This is a genomic window from Dissulfurimicrobium hydrothermale (genome assembly GCF_022026155.1).
Classification (GTDB): Bacteria; Desulfobacterota; Dissulfuribacteria; order Dissulfuribacterales; family Sh68; genus Dissulfurimicrobium; species Dissulfurimicrobium hydrothermale.
Genome location: NZ_CP085041.1, coordinates 758,547 through 773,136 on the forward strand (window position 1 = coordinate 758,547; position 14,590 = coordinate 773,136).

The 14,590-nt window shown below is 44.2% G+C and carries 22 protein-coding genes; 18 read left to right on the top strand and 4 right to left on the bottom strand.

Features of this window, described 5'->3' with window-relative positions; all coding sequences use genetic code 11:
* The first annotated feature begins 13 nt into the window (after window positions 1-13).
* The 16 genes from rplE to rplQ all read left to right on the top strand — a co-directional run bounded on the left by rplE (window position 14) and on the right by rplQ (window position 8,691).
* Complete coding sequence (gene rplE / locus LGS26_RS03595; RefSeq protein WP_237889277.1) at window positions 14-553, top strand: 50S ribosomal protein L5; 540 nt, start codon at window positions 14-16, stop codon at window positions 551-553.
* Between the two features lie 18 nt (window positions 554-571).
* The gene (locus tag LGS26_RS03600) at window positions 572-757 is read left to right on the top strand and encodes a type Z 30S ribosomal protein S14 (protein WP_237889278.1); all 186 of its coding nucleotides are present in this window, start codon (window positions 572-574) and stop codon (window positions 755-757) included.
* A 28-nt stretch (window positions 758-785) separates the two neighbouring features.
* Window positions 786-1,181, top strand: a complete 396-nt coding sequence (gene rpsH / locus LGS26_RS03605) for a 30S ribosomal protein S8 (protein ID WP_237889279.1) — start codon at window positions 786-788, stop codon at window positions 1,179-1,181.
* Between the two features lie 15 nt (window positions 1,182-1,196).
* Window positions 1,197-1,751: a 50S ribosomal protein L6 gene (gene rplF, locus LGS26_RS03610; protein WP_237889280.1), complete on the top strand. Its 555-nt coding sequence runs from the start codon at window positions 1,197-1,199 to the stop codon at window positions 1,749-1,751.
* Between the two features lie 30 nt (window positions 1,752-1,781).
* Window positions 1,782-2,162, top strand: a complete 381-nt coding sequence (rplR, locus tag LGS26_RS03615; protein WP_237889281.1) for a 50S ribosomal protein L18 — start codon at window positions 1,782-1,784, stop codon at window positions 2,160-2,162.
* Between the two features lie 25 nt (window positions 2,163-2,187).
* Complete coding sequence (gene rpsE, locus LGS26_RS03620) at window positions 2,188-2,688, top strand: 30S ribosomal protein S5 (protein ID WP_237889841.1); 501 nt, start codon at window positions 2,188-2,190, stop codon at window positions 2,686-2,688.
* 18 nt (window positions 2,689-2,706) lie between these two features.
* Entirely contained in the window at window positions 2,707-3,168 is a 462-nt protein-coding gene (gene rplO, locus LGS26_RS03625; protein ID WP_237889842.1) for a 50S ribosomal protein L15, read from the top strand.
* On the top strand, window positions 3,168-4,469 hold the full coding sequence (gene secY / locus LGS26_RS03630) for a preprotein translocase subunit SecY (protein ID WP_237889282.1): 1,302 nt from the start codon (window positions 3,168-3,170) through the stop codon (window positions 4,467-4,469). Before rplO ends, secY begins: the two co-directional genes overlap by 1 nt.
* Before the next feature lie 67 nt (window positions 4,470-4,536).
* The gene (gene map / locus LGS26_RS03635) at window positions 4,537-5,253 is read left to right on the top strand and encodes a type I methionyl aminopeptidase (protein WP_237889843.1); all 717 of its coding nucleotides are present in this window, start codon (window positions 4,537-4,539) and stop codon (window positions 5,251-5,253) included.
* Between the two features lie 50 nt (window positions 5,254-5,303).
* Window positions 5,304-5,522, top strand: a complete 219-nt coding sequence (gene infA / locus LGS26_RS03640) for a translation initiation factor IF-1 (protein WP_237889283.1) — start codon at window positions 5,304-5,306, stop codon at window positions 5,520-5,522.
* Window positions 5,523-5,544: 22 nt separating this feature from the next.
* Window positions 5,545-5,658, top strand: coding sequence for a 50S ribosomal protein L36 (gene rpmJ, locus LGS26_RS03645; protein WP_237889284.1), 114 nt, complete (start codon window positions 5,545-5,547; stop codon window positions 5,656-5,658).
* Between the two features lie 14 nt (window positions 5,659-5,672).
* Window positions 5,673-6,041: a 30S ribosomal protein S13 gene (gene rpsM, locus LGS26_RS03650; RefSeq protein WP_237889285.1), complete on the top strand. Its 369-nt coding sequence runs from the start codon at window positions 5,673-5,675 to the stop codon at window positions 6,039-6,041.
* 24 nt (window positions 6,042-6,065) lie between these two features.
* On the top strand, window positions 6,066-6,452 hold the full coding sequence (rpsK, locus tag LGS26_RS03655; protein WP_237889286.1) for a 30S ribosomal protein S11: 387 nt from the start codon (window positions 6,066-6,068) through the stop codon (window positions 6,450-6,452).
* A 27-nt stretch (window positions 6,453-6,479) separates the two neighbouring features.
* Window positions 6,480-7,106, top strand: coding sequence for a 30S ribosomal protein S4 (gene rpsD / locus LGS26_RS03660; RefSeq protein ID WP_237889287.1), 627 nt, complete (start codon window positions 6,480-6,482; stop codon window positions 7,104-7,106).
* 34 nt (window positions 7,107-7,140) lie between these two features.
* The gene (locus LGS26_RS03665) at window positions 7,141-8,178 is read left to right on the top strand and encodes a DNA-directed RNA polymerase subunit alpha (protein WP_237889288.1); all 1,038 of its coding nucleotides are present in this window, start codon (window positions 7,141-7,143) and stop codon (window positions 8,176-8,178) included.
* Window positions 8,179-8,181: 3 nt separating this feature from the next.
* Window positions 8,182-8,691 carry a 50S ribosomal protein L17 gene (gene rplQ, locus LGS26_RS03670; RefSeq protein WP_237889289.1) on the top strand — a complete coding sequence of 170 codons (510 nt, stop codon included), beginning with the start codon at window positions 8,182-8,184 and terminating at the stop codon, window positions 8,689-8,691.
* A gap of 44 nt (window positions 8,692-8,735) precedes the next feature.
* Here the strand turns inward: rplQ and LGS26_RS03675 are convergent, their stop codons facing one another.
* The 4 genes from LGS26_RS03675 to LGS26_RS03690 all read right to left on the bottom strand — a co-directional run bounded on the left by LGS26_RS03675 (window position 8,736) and on the right by LGS26_RS03690 (window position 13,687).
* Complete coding sequence (locus tag LGS26_RS03675) at window positions 8,736-9,488, bottom strand: ComF family protein (protein ID WP_237889290.1); 753 nt, start codon at window positions 9,486-9,488, stop codon at window positions 8,736-8,738.
* 78 nt (window positions 9,489-9,566) lie between these two features.
* On the bottom strand, window positions 9,567-10,784 hold the full coding sequence (gene icd / locus LGS26_RS03680) for an isocitrate dehydrogenase (NADP(+)) (protein ID WP_237889291.1): 1,218 nt from the start codon (window positions 10,782-10,784) through the stop codon (window positions 9,567-9,569).
* A gap of 57 nt (window positions 10,785-10,841) precedes the next feature.
* The gene (lon, locus tag LGS26_RS03685) at window positions 10,842-13,238 is read right to left on the bottom strand and encodes an endopeptidase La (RefSeq protein WP_237889292.1); all 2,397 of its coding nucleotides are present in this window, start codon (window positions 13,236-13,238) and stop codon (window positions 10,842-10,844) included.
* Window positions 13,239-13,249: 11 nt separating this feature from the next.
* Window positions 13,250-13,687, bottom strand: coding sequence for an Hsp20/alpha crystallin family protein (locus LGS26_RS03690; protein ID WP_237889293.1), 438 nt, complete (start codon window positions 13,685-13,687; stop codon window positions 13,250-13,252).
* A gap of 199 nt (window positions 13,688-13,886) precedes the next feature.
* Between LGS26_RS03690 and rpsF the strand changes: the two genes are divergently transcribed.
* The gene (gene rpsF / locus LGS26_RS03695) at window positions 13,887-14,294 is read left to right on the top strand and encodes a 30S ribosomal protein S6 (protein ID WP_237889294.1); all 408 of its coding nucleotides are present in this window, start codon (window positions 13,887-13,889) and stop codon (window positions 14,292-14,294) included.
* Window positions 14,295-14,297: 3 nt separating this feature from the next.
* On the top strand, window positions 14,298-14,570 hold the full coding sequence (rpsR, locus tag LGS26_RS03700; protein ID WP_237889295.1) for a 30S ribosomal protein S18: 273 nt from the start codon (window positions 14,298-14,300) through the stop codon (window positions 14,568-14,570).
* Window positions 14,571-14,590 lie beyond the last annotated feature (20 nt).

The window sequence follows — 14,590 nt, forward strand, 5'->3', positions numbered from 1 at the left end:
TGGAGGCATTTTAATGGTTCTTATAGAACAACAATATAAAGAAATAGCCGTTCCAAAATTGATGGAACAGTTTGGATATGTTAACGCATTTCAAGTTCCAAGATTGGAAAAGGTAGTTCTTAATATGGGTCTGGGAGAGGCTATACAGAATCCCAAAATTATAGATAGTGCAATGGAAGAGTTGACCAGGATAGCTGGACAAAGGGCGGTTGTAACTAGGGCAAAAAAATCGATCGCTGCTTTTAAACTAAGGACAGGAGTTCCTATCGGTTGTACTGTTACTTTGAGAAGACAGAGAATGTATGATTTTTTGACAAAACTTATACATATTGCCATTCCAAGAATTAGAGATTTTAGAGGTATATCTCCAAAAGGATTTGACGGCAGAGGGAATTATACGCTAGGTATAAAAGAACATATAATTTTCCCTGAAATAGAATACGATAAGGTAGATAAGATTAAAGGACTTAATATTACTATTGTAACTACAGCTAAAACCGATCAAGAAGCTAGATATCTTTTAAATGCAATTGGCATGCCTTTTCGTAAGTAAAAGGATAAGGAGGTAAAATTGTCTAGAAAGGCATTATTGATAAAAGCTCAACGCAAAGCTAAATTTAAAATTAGACAATATAATAGATGTCCATTATGTGGACGTCCAAGAGCTTTTTTGCGCAAATTTGGTATTTGTAGAATATGTTTTAGAAAAATGGTTTCAACGGGGCATATACCTGGAGTGGTTAAGGCTAGTTGGTAGATCAAACATTAGGCTAGGAGATACATATATGGGAATGACTGATCCAATAGCTGATATGTTGACACGTATCAGAAATGCAATATCTGCGAGACATGATCGTGTCGATATGCCTTCGTCGAAGTTAAAAATAAATATTGCTAAACTCATGAAAGACGAAGGATATATATTAAATTATCGTATTATAAAAGAAAATGGTAAAGATGTGTTAAGGATTGCTTTAAAATATGTTGATAAAAATCCAATTATTTTAGGATTGAAAAGAATTAGTAAGCCAGGAAGAAGAATATATTGCAGCCATAATAAGTTACCTACTATTCGCGGAGGGTTGGGAATTGCCGTAATATCGACATCAAAGGGAATTTTGACTGATGTTCAGGCTAAAAATAATAAAGTTGGCGGTGAGTTGCTTTGTGCAATTTGGTAAACAGGAGAAATATTAATGTCTCGAATTGGTAAGAAACCTATTCCTTTGCCCTCGGGAGTAAAGGTAAATATAGAAGACAATAAAATTACTATAAGTGGGCCTAAGGGAATTTTGGTTAGACAAATTAGTCCATTGGTAACTGTTGAATTAGTTGATAATCAATTACTTGTTAAAAATATGAATGATTCACGGCAGTCTCATTCTATACATGGCCTTACCCGTACATTGTTAAATAATATGATTATAGGTGTTGCAAATGGATTTCAAAAAGAACTTATAGTTACGGGGGTTGGTTATAAGATTGAAGAAAAGGGCGATAAATTAATCTTTAATTTAGGACATTCTCATCCCATTGAATTTCCGTTGCCGAAAGGAATAACGGCTAAAGTTGATAGACAAAAAATAGTACGCATAATTTTAGAAGGATATGATAAAGAATTATTGGGATTAGTAGCTTCTAAGATTAGGGCATTAAGGCCGCCAGAACCTTATAAAGGCAAGGGTATTCAATTTGCCGATGAAAATATCATTCGTAAGGCAGGCAAAACAGCTACTAAATCAAAAAAATAAAATATAATTTCAAGACGTTGGAAAATATAAATGAAAAATCTTAACAAAAAGATACAAGCAAGATTAAAAAGAAAAAAACGTATTCGTAAAAAATTGTTTGGCAATGCCGAACGCCCCAGACTTTCGGTATTTAGAACAACGAAGCATATTTATGCCCAGATCATTGATGATGAACAACATAGAACATTGGTGTCGGTTTCGAGTCTATCTAAAGAATTGAGGGAAAAGATCGCTTCATCTGAAACGGGCAGCGGGAAAAAGGATATTGCTAGGCACGTTGGCCAATTATTAGCTATCCGCGCCAAAGATATTGGCATAGCAAAGGTTGCCTTTGATCGTAATGGTTATCTATACCATGGAAGGGTGAAGGTTTTGGCTGAAGCTGCCAGAGAAGGCGGCCTCGAATTTTAGGAAATGAGAGGAAAAAATGATGGTAATGCAGGAAAAAACTGCATCTGAACAGGGATATATTGAAAAAATAGTCTCTATAAACAGGGTTGCTAAGGTTGTTAAGGGGGGAAGGAGATTCAGTTTCAGCGCCCTTGCAATAGTAGGTGATGGAGCAGGGAAGGTTGGTTTTGCCGTAGGAAAGGCAAAAGAAGTACCTGATGCGTTCCGTAAGGCCTCGGAAAAGGCCCGTAAGCGTATGATTGAAATCCCGATGCATGGTAAGACTATACCGCATGAGATTATCGGGGAATTCGGTGCAGGAAGGGTCTTTCTCAGGCCAGCTTCGCCAGGAACCGGGGTTATAGCTGGGGCAGTTGTCAGGGCTATCATGGAGGCGGCTGGTGTGCAGGACATATTGTCAAAGAGCCTTGGCACAAACAACCCTCACAATATCGTTCATGCAGCATTTAAGGGGTTAGAGATGTTGAAGACCTCCACGGCTGCAGCAAAGATGAGATCTACGACATCGGAAGAAAATTTAAGTTAAGAGAAGAATGTAATTATGATCGCACTAGATAGATTAAGACCGCATACAGGCGCAAAGAAGTCAAAAAAACGAGTAGGTCGGGGTGACGGCTCCGGTCATGGCAAGACTGCGTGTAGGGGCGAAAAGGGCCAGCGGGCACGTACAGGCGGATCTATATCCCCTGGCTTCGAAGGGGGACAGATGCCCCTATACAGGCAATTGCCCAAGAGAGGCTTTAAAAATCCATTTAAAAAGATATATGGTGTGCTCAATATCAAAGACCTCGAGGCATTTCCTGATGGTAGTGTCATAGATATAGAGTCAGCCAAAAAGAGCGGTTTGATGGGCAAGCGATTTGATCTTCTTAAGATACTTAGCGAGGGAGATATTCACAAGGCTATAATTGTGAAGGCCCATGCAGCCAGTTCTGCTGCGATAAAAAAGATAGAGGCTGCAGGCGGAAGGGTTGAGCTATTATCCGACAATGAGGTCAGGCTTTAATGAGAGGGATCGAGAGTCTTGCTCAGACTCCTGAATTAAGAAAACGTATAGGCTTTACCTTATTGATGCTTGCTGTTTATAGGGTAGGTGTACAGATACCCGCGCCTGGAATTGACGCAACTGCATTGGCGTCTTTTTTTGCAAGGGCTCAGGGTACATTGTTCGGACTCTTTGATATGTTTTCCGGTGGTGCCTTGCAGAAGCTTTCCATTTTTGCATTGGGCATTATGCCATACATAAGTGCATCGATAATCCTTCAGCTCCTGACTGTGGCCATACCTAAACTCGAGGCCTTGAAAAAAGAAGGAGAGAGTGGTCGTAAGAAGATTAGTCAATATACAAGATATGGAACGGTTTTCCTGAGCGTAATTCAGGGACTAGGAATTGCTATAGGCCTAGAAAGCATGACGGCGCCTAATGGGGTGCATGTAGTTGCAATTCCTGGATGGGGTTTCAGATTATTGACAGCGCTTACGCTGATGTCTGGGACCATATTTCTAATGTGGTTAGGAGAACAAATAACGGAGAGGGGGATAGGTAACGGTATATCTCTGATTATATTTGCAGGCATAGTTGCCCGTTTACCTTCAGCTATAATAAATACATTCAATCTTATGAAAACAGGCGAGATTAATTTTGTTCTTTTATTGTTTTTGTTGGTTATGATGGTATTTATTGTAGGATTTATATGTTTTATGGAAAGGGCCTATAGGCGGATTCCTATACATTATGCCAAACGAGTAGTAGGCAGGAAGATTTATGGTGGGCAGACTTCGCATTTGCCGCTCAAAATCAACACTGCAGGCGTTATACCTCCGATATTTGCATCATCAATAATAATGTTTCCTGCTACAATAGCTAATTTTATTCAGACTCCATGGATGCAGAAATTTGCTCAATTGATGAGGCCTGGTAGTTTAGTTTATGAAACTATTTTTGTAATCTTAATCATTTTCTTCTGTTATTTTTATACAGCTATAACGTACAATCCTATTGATATAGCAGATAATTTAAAAAAATATGGAGGATATATACCAGGTATAAGGCCTGGAAGAAAAACTTCAGAATTTATAGATACTATTTTGACGAGAATTACCTTGATTGGTGCGATTTATATATCGTTCATATGTGTGCTTCCAAGCATATTGATTGTCAATTTCAATGTGCCATTTTATTTTGGAGGTACTGCTTTGTTGATAGTTGTTGGTGTTGCAATGGATACGATGGGCCAAATAGAATCGCATTTAATTACAAGAAATTATGAGGGATTTATTAAGGGCGTAAAACTCAAAGGCAGATAGTATCCAGGTGAAAAAATATAAAGCTGGCAGGGTTATAACTCTCAAATCTCCATCTGAGATTGAAAAAATGAGGGTTGCCAATCAAATTGTTGCCAAGATTTTGAGAGAGCTTTCAGGGATATTGAGAGCGGGGATTACTACATACGATTTGGATAAGATCGCAGAAGAAAAGATAAAATTGTATGGAGCTACACCTGCGTTTAAGGGTTATTTTGGTTATCCCGCAGCGACTTGCATATCTGTCAATAATGAGGTAGTCCACGGCATACCATCAAAGAAACGGATTCTGAAAGAAGGGGATGTAGTTAGTATTGATTTGGGAGTTGTTTTTGATGGTTATTACGGCGATGCCGCAATAACCGCTGCAGTGGTTGTTGGTTCAGAAGAGGGTGAACGATTGATAAATGTTACGAGGAATGCCCTAATGCTAGGCATAAAAGAGGCATTGCCAGGGGCGAATCTGGGGAATATATCCTCGGCGATTCAAGAATATGTAGAAGGTGCAAATTTTAGCGTAGTCCGCAAGTTTGTAGGTCATGGTATAGGAAGAGCGCTTCACGAACCCCCAGAGGTGCCGAATTACGGCAAGCGTGGGACAGGGCCTATACTGAAGGAAGGAATGGTTTTGGCCATTGAGCCGATGGTAAATGCAGGTGGTCATGATGTAAAGATTTTGGATGACGGATGGACGGTCGTAACCGTAGACGGTTCTTTATCTGCACATTTTGAGCATACAATTGCCGTTACGAGGTATGGTCCTGAGATATTAAGTGGTCTTGATTGAGCTTATCTATTTGCTTGCAGAATTAAAAATTAGACAACAAAGTCGGGTAAATGTCAAAAGGTGATGCTATACAGTTAGAGGGTAAGGTTTTGGAGACATTGCCAAATGCGATGTTTCGTGTAGAGTTGGAAAATGGCCACAAGATTTTGGCCCATATATCCGGTAAGATGCGGATGCATTATATAAGGATATTGCCAGGTGATAGAGTAACTGTTGAGGTGTCTCCATATGACCTTACACGCGGCAGGATTGTTTACCGTGCAAAATAGTTTTTATTTAAGAGGAATAAATATGAAAGTCAGTGCATCAGTTAAAAGGCGTTGTAAGAATTGTATCGTAATCCGCCGCAAAGGCGTGGTTAGGGTTATTTGCAAAAATCCGCGCCACAAACAGCGTCAAGGTTAAAAAAGGGGGTTAAGGTGGCCAGAATAGCAGGAGTGGATTTGCCTAAAAATAAGAGGCTTGAAGTTGCGCTGACATATATATATGGCATAGGCCGTGCTACAGCGCAAAATATACTTAAAAAGGCAGCTATCGATTTTAATAAAAAAACCGATGAATTAACCGATGACGATATAACATCCCTGAGAAAGATTATAGATACAGAATATAAAGTGGAAGGTGACCTGCGCAGGGACGTATCCATGAATATCAAAAGACTGATGGATTTGGGTTGTTACAGGGGTCTTCGACACCGCAAGGGGCTTCCTGTCAGGGGGCAGCGTACAAAGACAAACGCCAGAACTAGAAAAGGTCCGGGTTCTTCATTAATTAAGAAGAAGGGTTAATCGTCATTAACTGGAGGAAAAGCTATGGCTCCACCAAAAAAGGGTGGTCGTAAAGAGAAGAAAAATCTGCCAGAAGGAATAGCGCATATCCAAGCTACATTTAACAATACTATAGTCACAATAACCGACAAACAAGGCAATACGGTTTCTTGGGCCAGTTCCGGTACCCAGGGGTTTAAAGGTTCAAGGAAAGGCACCCCCTTTGCCGCGCAAATCGCAGCGGAAACGGCGGCGCGCAAGGCGGCCGAGCATGGCATGAGGAGTGTTGAGGTTCATATAAACGGTCCCGGTTCAGGCAGAGAAGCGGCGCTAAGGGCCTTGCAGATGGCTGGTTTTCAGATAAAGGTGATCAAAGATGTCACGCCTATACCTCATAACGGTTGCAGACCGCCAAAGAGGCGCAGGGTTTAAGAATCTTTAAGGTCGTGGAGGAATACATTGGCTAGATATATTGAGGCGCGCTGTAGGATTTGTAGAAGGGAGGGCATCAAGCTCTTTTTGAAAGGCGAGAGGTGTCTTTCTGATAAATGTTCCTTTGAAAGGCGTGGTTATGCGCCTGGTCAGCATGGACAGATGAGGGCCAAGATCTCGGATTACGGCGTTCGTTTGAGAGAGAAACAGCGTCTTAGACGGGTATATGGTGTACAAGAGGCGCAGTTCAGGGGTTATTTCGATCTTGCTGATAGGCAGAAAGGGGTTACGGGCGTTAATTTGCTGCGCTGTTTGGAGAGGCGGCTTGATAATGTGGTGTACAGGCTCGGATTTGCAGAATCTCGCTTTCAGGCAAGGCAGCTTGTCAGACATGGTTTCTTTTCTGTAAACAATAAACGGGTAAATATGCCTTCATTTTTAGTATCTCCTGGTGATGTGATCGACGTAATGGATAAGGAAAATGTCATATTGCCCATTAGACAATCACAGGAAGCCATAGCGCGCAGAGGCGTGCCGGAATGGCTTGAGCTTGATGCAGAAAAGTTGCAAGGAAGGGTTAAATCTCTGCCAGAGAGATCTCATATAACCTTGCCTATAAATGAACAACTTATTGTTGAATTCTATTCAAAATAGTCAGGTAAAATTACTGCAGGGATAAGCTCAGATTATGACTAATCAACAAGCCCCTTATTATAGAAATTGGCGTGAATTAATTACCCCTAATAAAATAGAGAAGCATGAGGGGTTCACACGTAATTATGCTAAATTTAGCTGTGAACCTCTCGAAAGAGGCTATGGTATTACGCTTGGTAATGCCCTAAGAAGGATATTGCTTTCTTCAATTCAGGGTGCAGCGATAGTTTCGGTCAAAATAGACAATGTATTGCATGAATTGTCTAGTGTGCCAGGCATTATTGAAGATGTAACCGATATTGTATTGAATCTCAAAGGAGTACGTTTAAAGCTATTTAAAGACGAAAGCAGCATACTTATACTTGACAAAAAAGGTGCGTGTGAGGTTAAGGCAGGCGATATCATTGCCCCAAATGGAGGGGTGGAAATTTTGAATCCTGAGCACCATATAGCTACCCTATCATCTGAAGGCGAACTCCATATGGAGATGGTAGCTAAGTGGGGAAAAGGATATGTTCCTGCTGAAAGGAATAAGGATCCAGGGCAACCAGTTGGGACGATAGCGATTGATGCCTTGTTTTCGCCTGTTTCAAAGGTTAATTTTGTGGTTACGCGGGCCAGGGTTGGCCAGATGACCGATTATGACAAATTGACGATGGAGATATGGACGGATGGAAGTGTAGCCCCTGACGAGGCCCTTGGCTATGCGGCTAAGATATTGAAAAAGCAGCTTTCCGTCTTTATCTCTTTCGACGAGGAGCAGGAGTCTACGTCTGAGCATGAATCAATAGATATACATACGATAAGTGACTATCTTAACCGCAAGATAGACGAGCTTGAATTCTCGGTACGCTCTGCTAATTGTCTAAAGAATGCCAACATACATTATATCGGCGACCTCGTACAGAAGACGGAGCAAGAGATGCTCAAGACAAAAAATTTTGGCAGGAAATCGTTGAAAGAGATAAAAGAGGTTTTGGGCAACATGAATCTACACTTGGGTATGAAACTGGATGGATGGGTCTCGCCTAGAAAGGGCAAAGAAAAAACTGCCCAACAAGAAGAGGAGTAAGTTATGCGACATAGGAGACAGACGAGAAAGCTTGGGGTCAAGACGGCCCATCGTATCGCCATGTTGAGGAATATGGTCAGTTCATTGCTGGAGCATGGGAGGATTGTTACAACGGTGCCGAGAGGTAAGGAACTCCGCAAGGTCGCCGACAAGATGATCTCTCTGGCCAAGGAGGGGGGTCTTCATGCCAGAAGGCAGGCCTTGTCCGTAATTCGCCGTCGGGAGTTGGTTGACAGACTGTTTAACTATTGGGGTCAACAATTTGTTAACAAAAACGGCGGCTATAGCCGTCTTGTACCCATCGGTCAGCGAAGAGGTGATGCGGCCATGTTGGCCATCGTCGAGCTGGCTACGGATTCGCTTAAAAGGCCCAAGTCAACCAGCCCAAGGCCTTTGAGAGATAAAAAGAAGGCCGTTTCAAAAGAGGCGACTTCCACTTCTCGGCCATCCGATGTTGATACAAAGGAGGCCTCTGTCTCAGAGCCTGGTAGCGATCTTCAGGCCGCTGTATAAGTTTTTAGGACGGGTTTTTTGCAACAAGCTTGCTTTTTGGTTTTCTAGAAGGTCGAGTGTTTTTTTACAGTCCGTGCCACTGTAAATACATCAATGTGTTTTGTGCCAGCCTTTTTGAGAGCCAGTGCACAGGCATTTACTGTTGAGCCTGTTGTGAATATGTCGTCTATTATTGTTACAGCTTCAGGCGACGGATCTGCAGTATTTCTTGCGCAAAATGCATCCCTTACGTTTTTTATACGCTTTTGTGCGTCAAGCCCTGTTTGAGAGAGCGTCTTTTTGTTTCTTGAGATAAGCCCTGTGTATATTGGAAGATCGGGGAATATCCCCTTTGCCAGATCAAGGGCCTGGTTGAAACCCCTTTCTCTCAGCCTTGAGATGTGCAGCGGGACTGGTATCAGGAGTGTTGGATTGGATAATCCCGAAGGCCATGCCTCTAGATATCTTTTCGTCAGATTGCAAATGGTTTTCAGGGCGTATCTGTCGTCGTGAAATTTGATTTTTTTTATCAAAATGCGTATAGGGCCATCATATTCAAAGATGGCCCTGGCTGCCTTAAAGATAGGTGGATTTTTGAGGCATGCGCCGCAGATATGGTCTTCGCCGCTTAGCGAAACAAAAGGCATGCCGCATATAGTACATAGTGGATGCTCGATTTTTTTGATCTTTGAGAGGCAATCTGCGCAGAGCCCTCCTTGGTAGGCATTTTCAAGCCTTGCGCCGCATGCGGCGCAAAGGCATGGGAAAAATATCTCATCCAGGATGTTTAACGCCGCCAGCGCAATCTTTGTCAGCATATTTTGCATCAGAATAACAGACCTCGTCGATCGGCAGCAAGATCAGCCGACAATGAGGTTGTGTATCGGTTTTACATTTTACATTGCTTCAATGATGCAATCGGCGAATTCAGAGCATTTAACCTCTTTTGCGCCATCGATTTGTCTTGCAAGGTCATATGTGACCCTTTTTTTGCCGATGGCGGCCTCGATTGCGCCAAGGATCAAACCGCCTGCCTCTCTCCAGCCTATGTATTCGAGCATCATGGCGCCTGATAGGATCAGGGATCCGGGGTTTACTTTATCTAGGCCGGCATATTTAGGTGCAGTTCCGTGTGTGGCCTCGAAGACTGCAAAGCCGTCCCCGATATTTGCGCCTGGCGCCATCCCCAGACCGCCTACCTGTGCAGCGAGGGCGTCGGAGATGTAGTCGCCGTTAAGGTTTGGGGTCACGAGCACGCTGTATTCCCTAGGCCTCAGAAGTATTTGTTGGAACATCGCGTCGGCAATGCGGTCTTTGACGACGATCTTACCGTCAGGGATATCCCCACCGTAGTTATCGTGCAGATCTTGTTCGGTAATGATCACATCAGGGAATTCCCTCCGGGCAAGTTCATAGCCCCAATTTCTAAATGCCCCTTCGGTGAATTTCATAATATTCCCCTTATGCACTAGTGTGACACTGTCTCTTTTGTTGGAAATGGCATATTGAATGGCCTTTCTCATGAGTCTGTATGTACAAAATCTGCTGATGGGCTTTATGCCTATGCCGGAATCCGGCCGCACAGTCTTTCCCATTTCCTTTTTAAGGAATGTTATGATCTTTTGGGCCTCGCTCGATCCCTCTTCCCACTCGATGCCTGCATAGACATCTTCGGTGTTTTCCCTGAAGATCACCATATCTATGTCTTCAGGCCTCTTAACAGGGCTTGGTGTGCCCTTGAAGTATCTGACTGGACGTACACAGGCATAGAGATCGAGCTCTTGCCTCAATGTGACATTGAGGCTTCTTATCCCTTTGCCGACAGGGGTCGTGAGGGGACCCTTGATAGCTACAACATGTTCTTTTATGATATCAAGGGTCTCGTCAGGCAACCATTTGCCGGTTTCATTAAAGGCCTTTTCGCCGGCCAAGACCTCTCTCCATTCAATCTTCCTTTTGCCGTTATAGGCCCTTTCCACTGCGGCATTCAACACCCTATTAGTCGCCTTCCATATATCAGGGCCAACTCCATCTCCTTCAATATATGGGATCACCGGGAAGTCCGGCGTGTCCAGGCCCCTTTCAGTTATAGTTATCTTTTGTTTTGCTGGCATGCCAAGGTCTCCTTCAGAGTTTTTAGGCCTTGAAACTATACAGAAAATGGTCGATCGTCAATGATCTTGCCGCGTTTTAGCCGGTCTTTTTGCGCGCCCATCATGAACGGAATTCGTTTCAAATACTATTTTTTGCGCCTCGCTTATTTTGGAGACCAGATGGATTTTAAGCGTATCTTGGATGTAACTGGGGATCTCTTCGAGATCGGGCGCATTCCGCTTAGGGATGATTACCTCTTTTATCCCAGCCCTATGCGCAGCCAGCACCTTCTCTTTGATGCCGCCTACAGGCAAGACCAGTCCTCTCAGCGTTATCTCGCCGGTCATTGCAACTTGAGGCCTTGCATGGCGATTTGTCAGGAGAGAAATGAGTGCCATTGTGATGGCGACTCCTGCTGAAGGCCCGTCTTTCGGGATGGCGCCGGCAGGTACATGTATATGTATATCCATATCTTTAAGGTTCTCACTGGGCACCTTCAATTGCACCGCCTTGGCCTTTATATAGCTAAGGGCGGTTTGTGCAGATTCTTTCATTACATCACCAAGTTTACCTGTGAGGATGAGCTTCCCAGATCCATTCATTTTGGTGGCTTCAATAAAGAGTATCTCGCCCCCTGCAGGGGTCCAAGCCAGGCCGGTGGCGACCCCTGGTATCTTGGTCCTTTCGGCCACATCATATATAAACCGCGGCGGGCCGAGATATTCTTTCAGATTAGATGTCTTTATGATGGTCTTTGCGGTTTTGCCCTTTGCAACATCCTTGGCTACCGCCCTGCAGATCGCGGCAATCTGTCTTTCAAGGTCTCTCACACCGGCTTCTCGGGTATATTCGCTTATGATCTTCAGGAGTGCCCCTTTTTCAATGCCCAGGTTTGAATTTTTGAGTCCGTGCGCATCGAGCTGTCTTGGGATTAGATACCTCCTGGCTATCTCCATTTTTTCTTCGTGGGTGTAGCCGTTGAGTTCAATGACCTCCATCCTGTCAAGCAGCGGGGCAGGGATGGTATCAAGGACGTTGGCAGTGGCGATAAAAATGATCTTCGAGAGGTCGAACTCAATGCCGAGATAGTGATCGGAAAACTTGGAATTCTGTTCGGGGTCCAGCACCTCGAGGAGTGCAGAGGCCGGATCCCCTCTGAAATCCATTCCTATTTTATCTATTTCATCGAGCATAAATACCGGGTTTTTGACACCTACCTTTCTTAGCCCTTGAATGATGCGCCCGGGCATGGCGCCGACGTATGTCCGTCTATGTCCCCTTATTTCAGCCTCATCTCGCATACCTCCGAGTGCTATCCTTAGAAATTTGCGCCCAAGGGAGCGGGCTATAGACCTGCCGAGCGATGTCTTGCCTGTGCCTGGCGGGCCAGCAAAACAGAGGATCGGCCCCTTTGCGTCAGGCTTCAATTTCCTGACGGCCAGGTATTCCAGGATGCGTTTTTTGACCTTTTCAAGATCATAGTGGTCCTTGTTTAATATGTCTTCTGCGGTGTCAAGATCCAGACGGTCTTCGGTTGTCTCATTCCATGGCAGTGCTATCAACCAGTCGATATAGGTCTGCGCAACCGTGTATTCTGACGACGAAGGGTGCATTTTTGAGAGTCGTTCGAGCTCGCGTTCGGCCTCTTCCATCACCTCGGGAGGCAATCCTTTCGCCTTTAGTTTTTCTCTCAGGCCAGCCGTGCCGTCTGTCCTTTCATCACCTTCGCCAAGTTCCTTCTTGATGGCCTTAAGTTGCTCCCTGAGGTAGAATTCCCTTTGGGTCTTATCCAACTGCCCCTTTACCTCTGATTGTATCTTGTGGCCCAGGTCCAATATCTCTATCTGCTGCGTCAGTATCTTGAGGACCATTGTGAGGCGTTCCTTCACATTCAAACTCTCAAGTACCCCCTGTTTTTCAATGGGCGGGATATTCAGATGACTTACGGCTATATCAGCCAATACCCCTGGCTCGTCTATTGATGAGATCAGCCCGCCGAGCTCGTTCGGAAGGTTTGGCGAAAATTCAAGTATCTTTGCAAACGCCTGTCTGATATTGATTACAAGTGCCTGGGTCTCAAGGTCTCTGCCTACCGCCTCTTCTACGGTCTCCACCTTGGCCTTGAGATAGGGGTCAGTCTTTACTATTTCCAATATGCGGATCCTGGATACGCTCTGTAGGATGAGTTTAGCGTGACCTTCTTCATTTTTTGCCATACGCAGGATCAGTGCCGCAGTTGCTATCTTTGGCGCGGATCTTCCTGCCTCAATTTCGCCGTCTCCGGCTGTATTCAAAAACGCCACGGTCCGGTCTGTTGCGAGGGCATCGTCTATGAGTTTGATGAGGTTGGGCTGATCGGTCATCCAGGGTATCACCATATGCGGGAAAAGGACTATATCCTTGCTCGGGATGACAGGCAGCTCTCGAATCGTGCTGTGGTTGGTCTTTTCCTTTACCTCGTTGTTTCTATCCATAAAAAAATACCTCAAGAAATCTCTATTTTGATCTTTTTTTGGATACGGCGCGGTATTTTCACTATCAAAAGGCCATTTTCGTAACTGGCATCCGCTTGATCTACCTCGACTTCACATGGCAATCGGATGATTCGCTCGAATCGGCCGTAGTTTATTTCCATTTGATAAAAATGCACCTCGCCTTCATTTCTAGGCTGGGGCCTGTGTCCAGAAAGATGGAGGAGCCTGTCTTTGACGGCCAGATACAGGCTATCTACCTCCACTCCAGATATATCTGCTACGATATAGATATCTTCCTGGGTCATGTATACGTCCAGCGCAGGGACCCATCCCTGTGCCGGCGACATGATAGACATGGAGGAGATACGAAAAAGGTCCTGCAGTACCTGCCCCAGGCTGTCCCCTGGTCTTCCCGAGTAATCTTCAACTTTTATTTTTATAGTCGCCATTCCTTATCCTCCTGAGGCGGTTTTGTCTTTCTGGATCAAATAAGAATCAAAGATAATCTAAAACCCAGGGCTTGACGGTGCAACCCATCTGGTTTAAAAGATATCTCTTCAGAGGTTTTTTTACCTCCTTGCCCTGAAAGAAGTGCTTTTTCCTTTTTAAGGGCCTATTTTGCCATGTCCAGAGGGAGGCATACAATTAATGAAATTACGTCATTATGAAACATTTTACCTTCTTCATCCCGACCTGAACGATGAAGAGCGGAATGCAATCGCAGAGAAATTAGAAAAGATAATCACTGACAAAGACGGCCGGGTCGTAAAGACCGATCCATGGCCGTTAAAAAGACTCGCCTATAAAATAGATAAGCAGACGCATGGTTATTATGTCCTGATGGAGTACGGCGCTTCTGCTGAAACAGTTTTTGAGGTCAACAGAGAATTGCGGCTGAATGATATGGTGCTCAGATTCATGACGTCGAAACTTGGTGAAAAGTTTGATTACGATGCGATACTGAAGGCCTATCAAGATAAGGCCTCTAAGAAAGCCGCCGAAGAAGGCGGCGAGGCCGGGGAAACGGCTGTACAGGAGTTGGAAGGAGAGATATAGGGAATGCAGCAAGAAGACAAGACAACAAGCCATTTAAAACGTCGTCGCGTTTATGTGCGCAAAAAGATTTGTAGATTTTGCGCCGACAAGACCATCGTTATCGATTATAAAGACTATAATTTGCTTAAGCATTTCATAACCGAGAGAGGCAAGATATTGTCGAGCCGTATCACCGGCACATGCGCCAAACATCAAAGGCGCTTGACCACGGCCATAAAGCAGTCAAGGGTAATGGCACTTTTGCCGTTTACCTCAGCGCATGCCCTAAAAGATTGATGTCTGTGGCGCCTGGCATT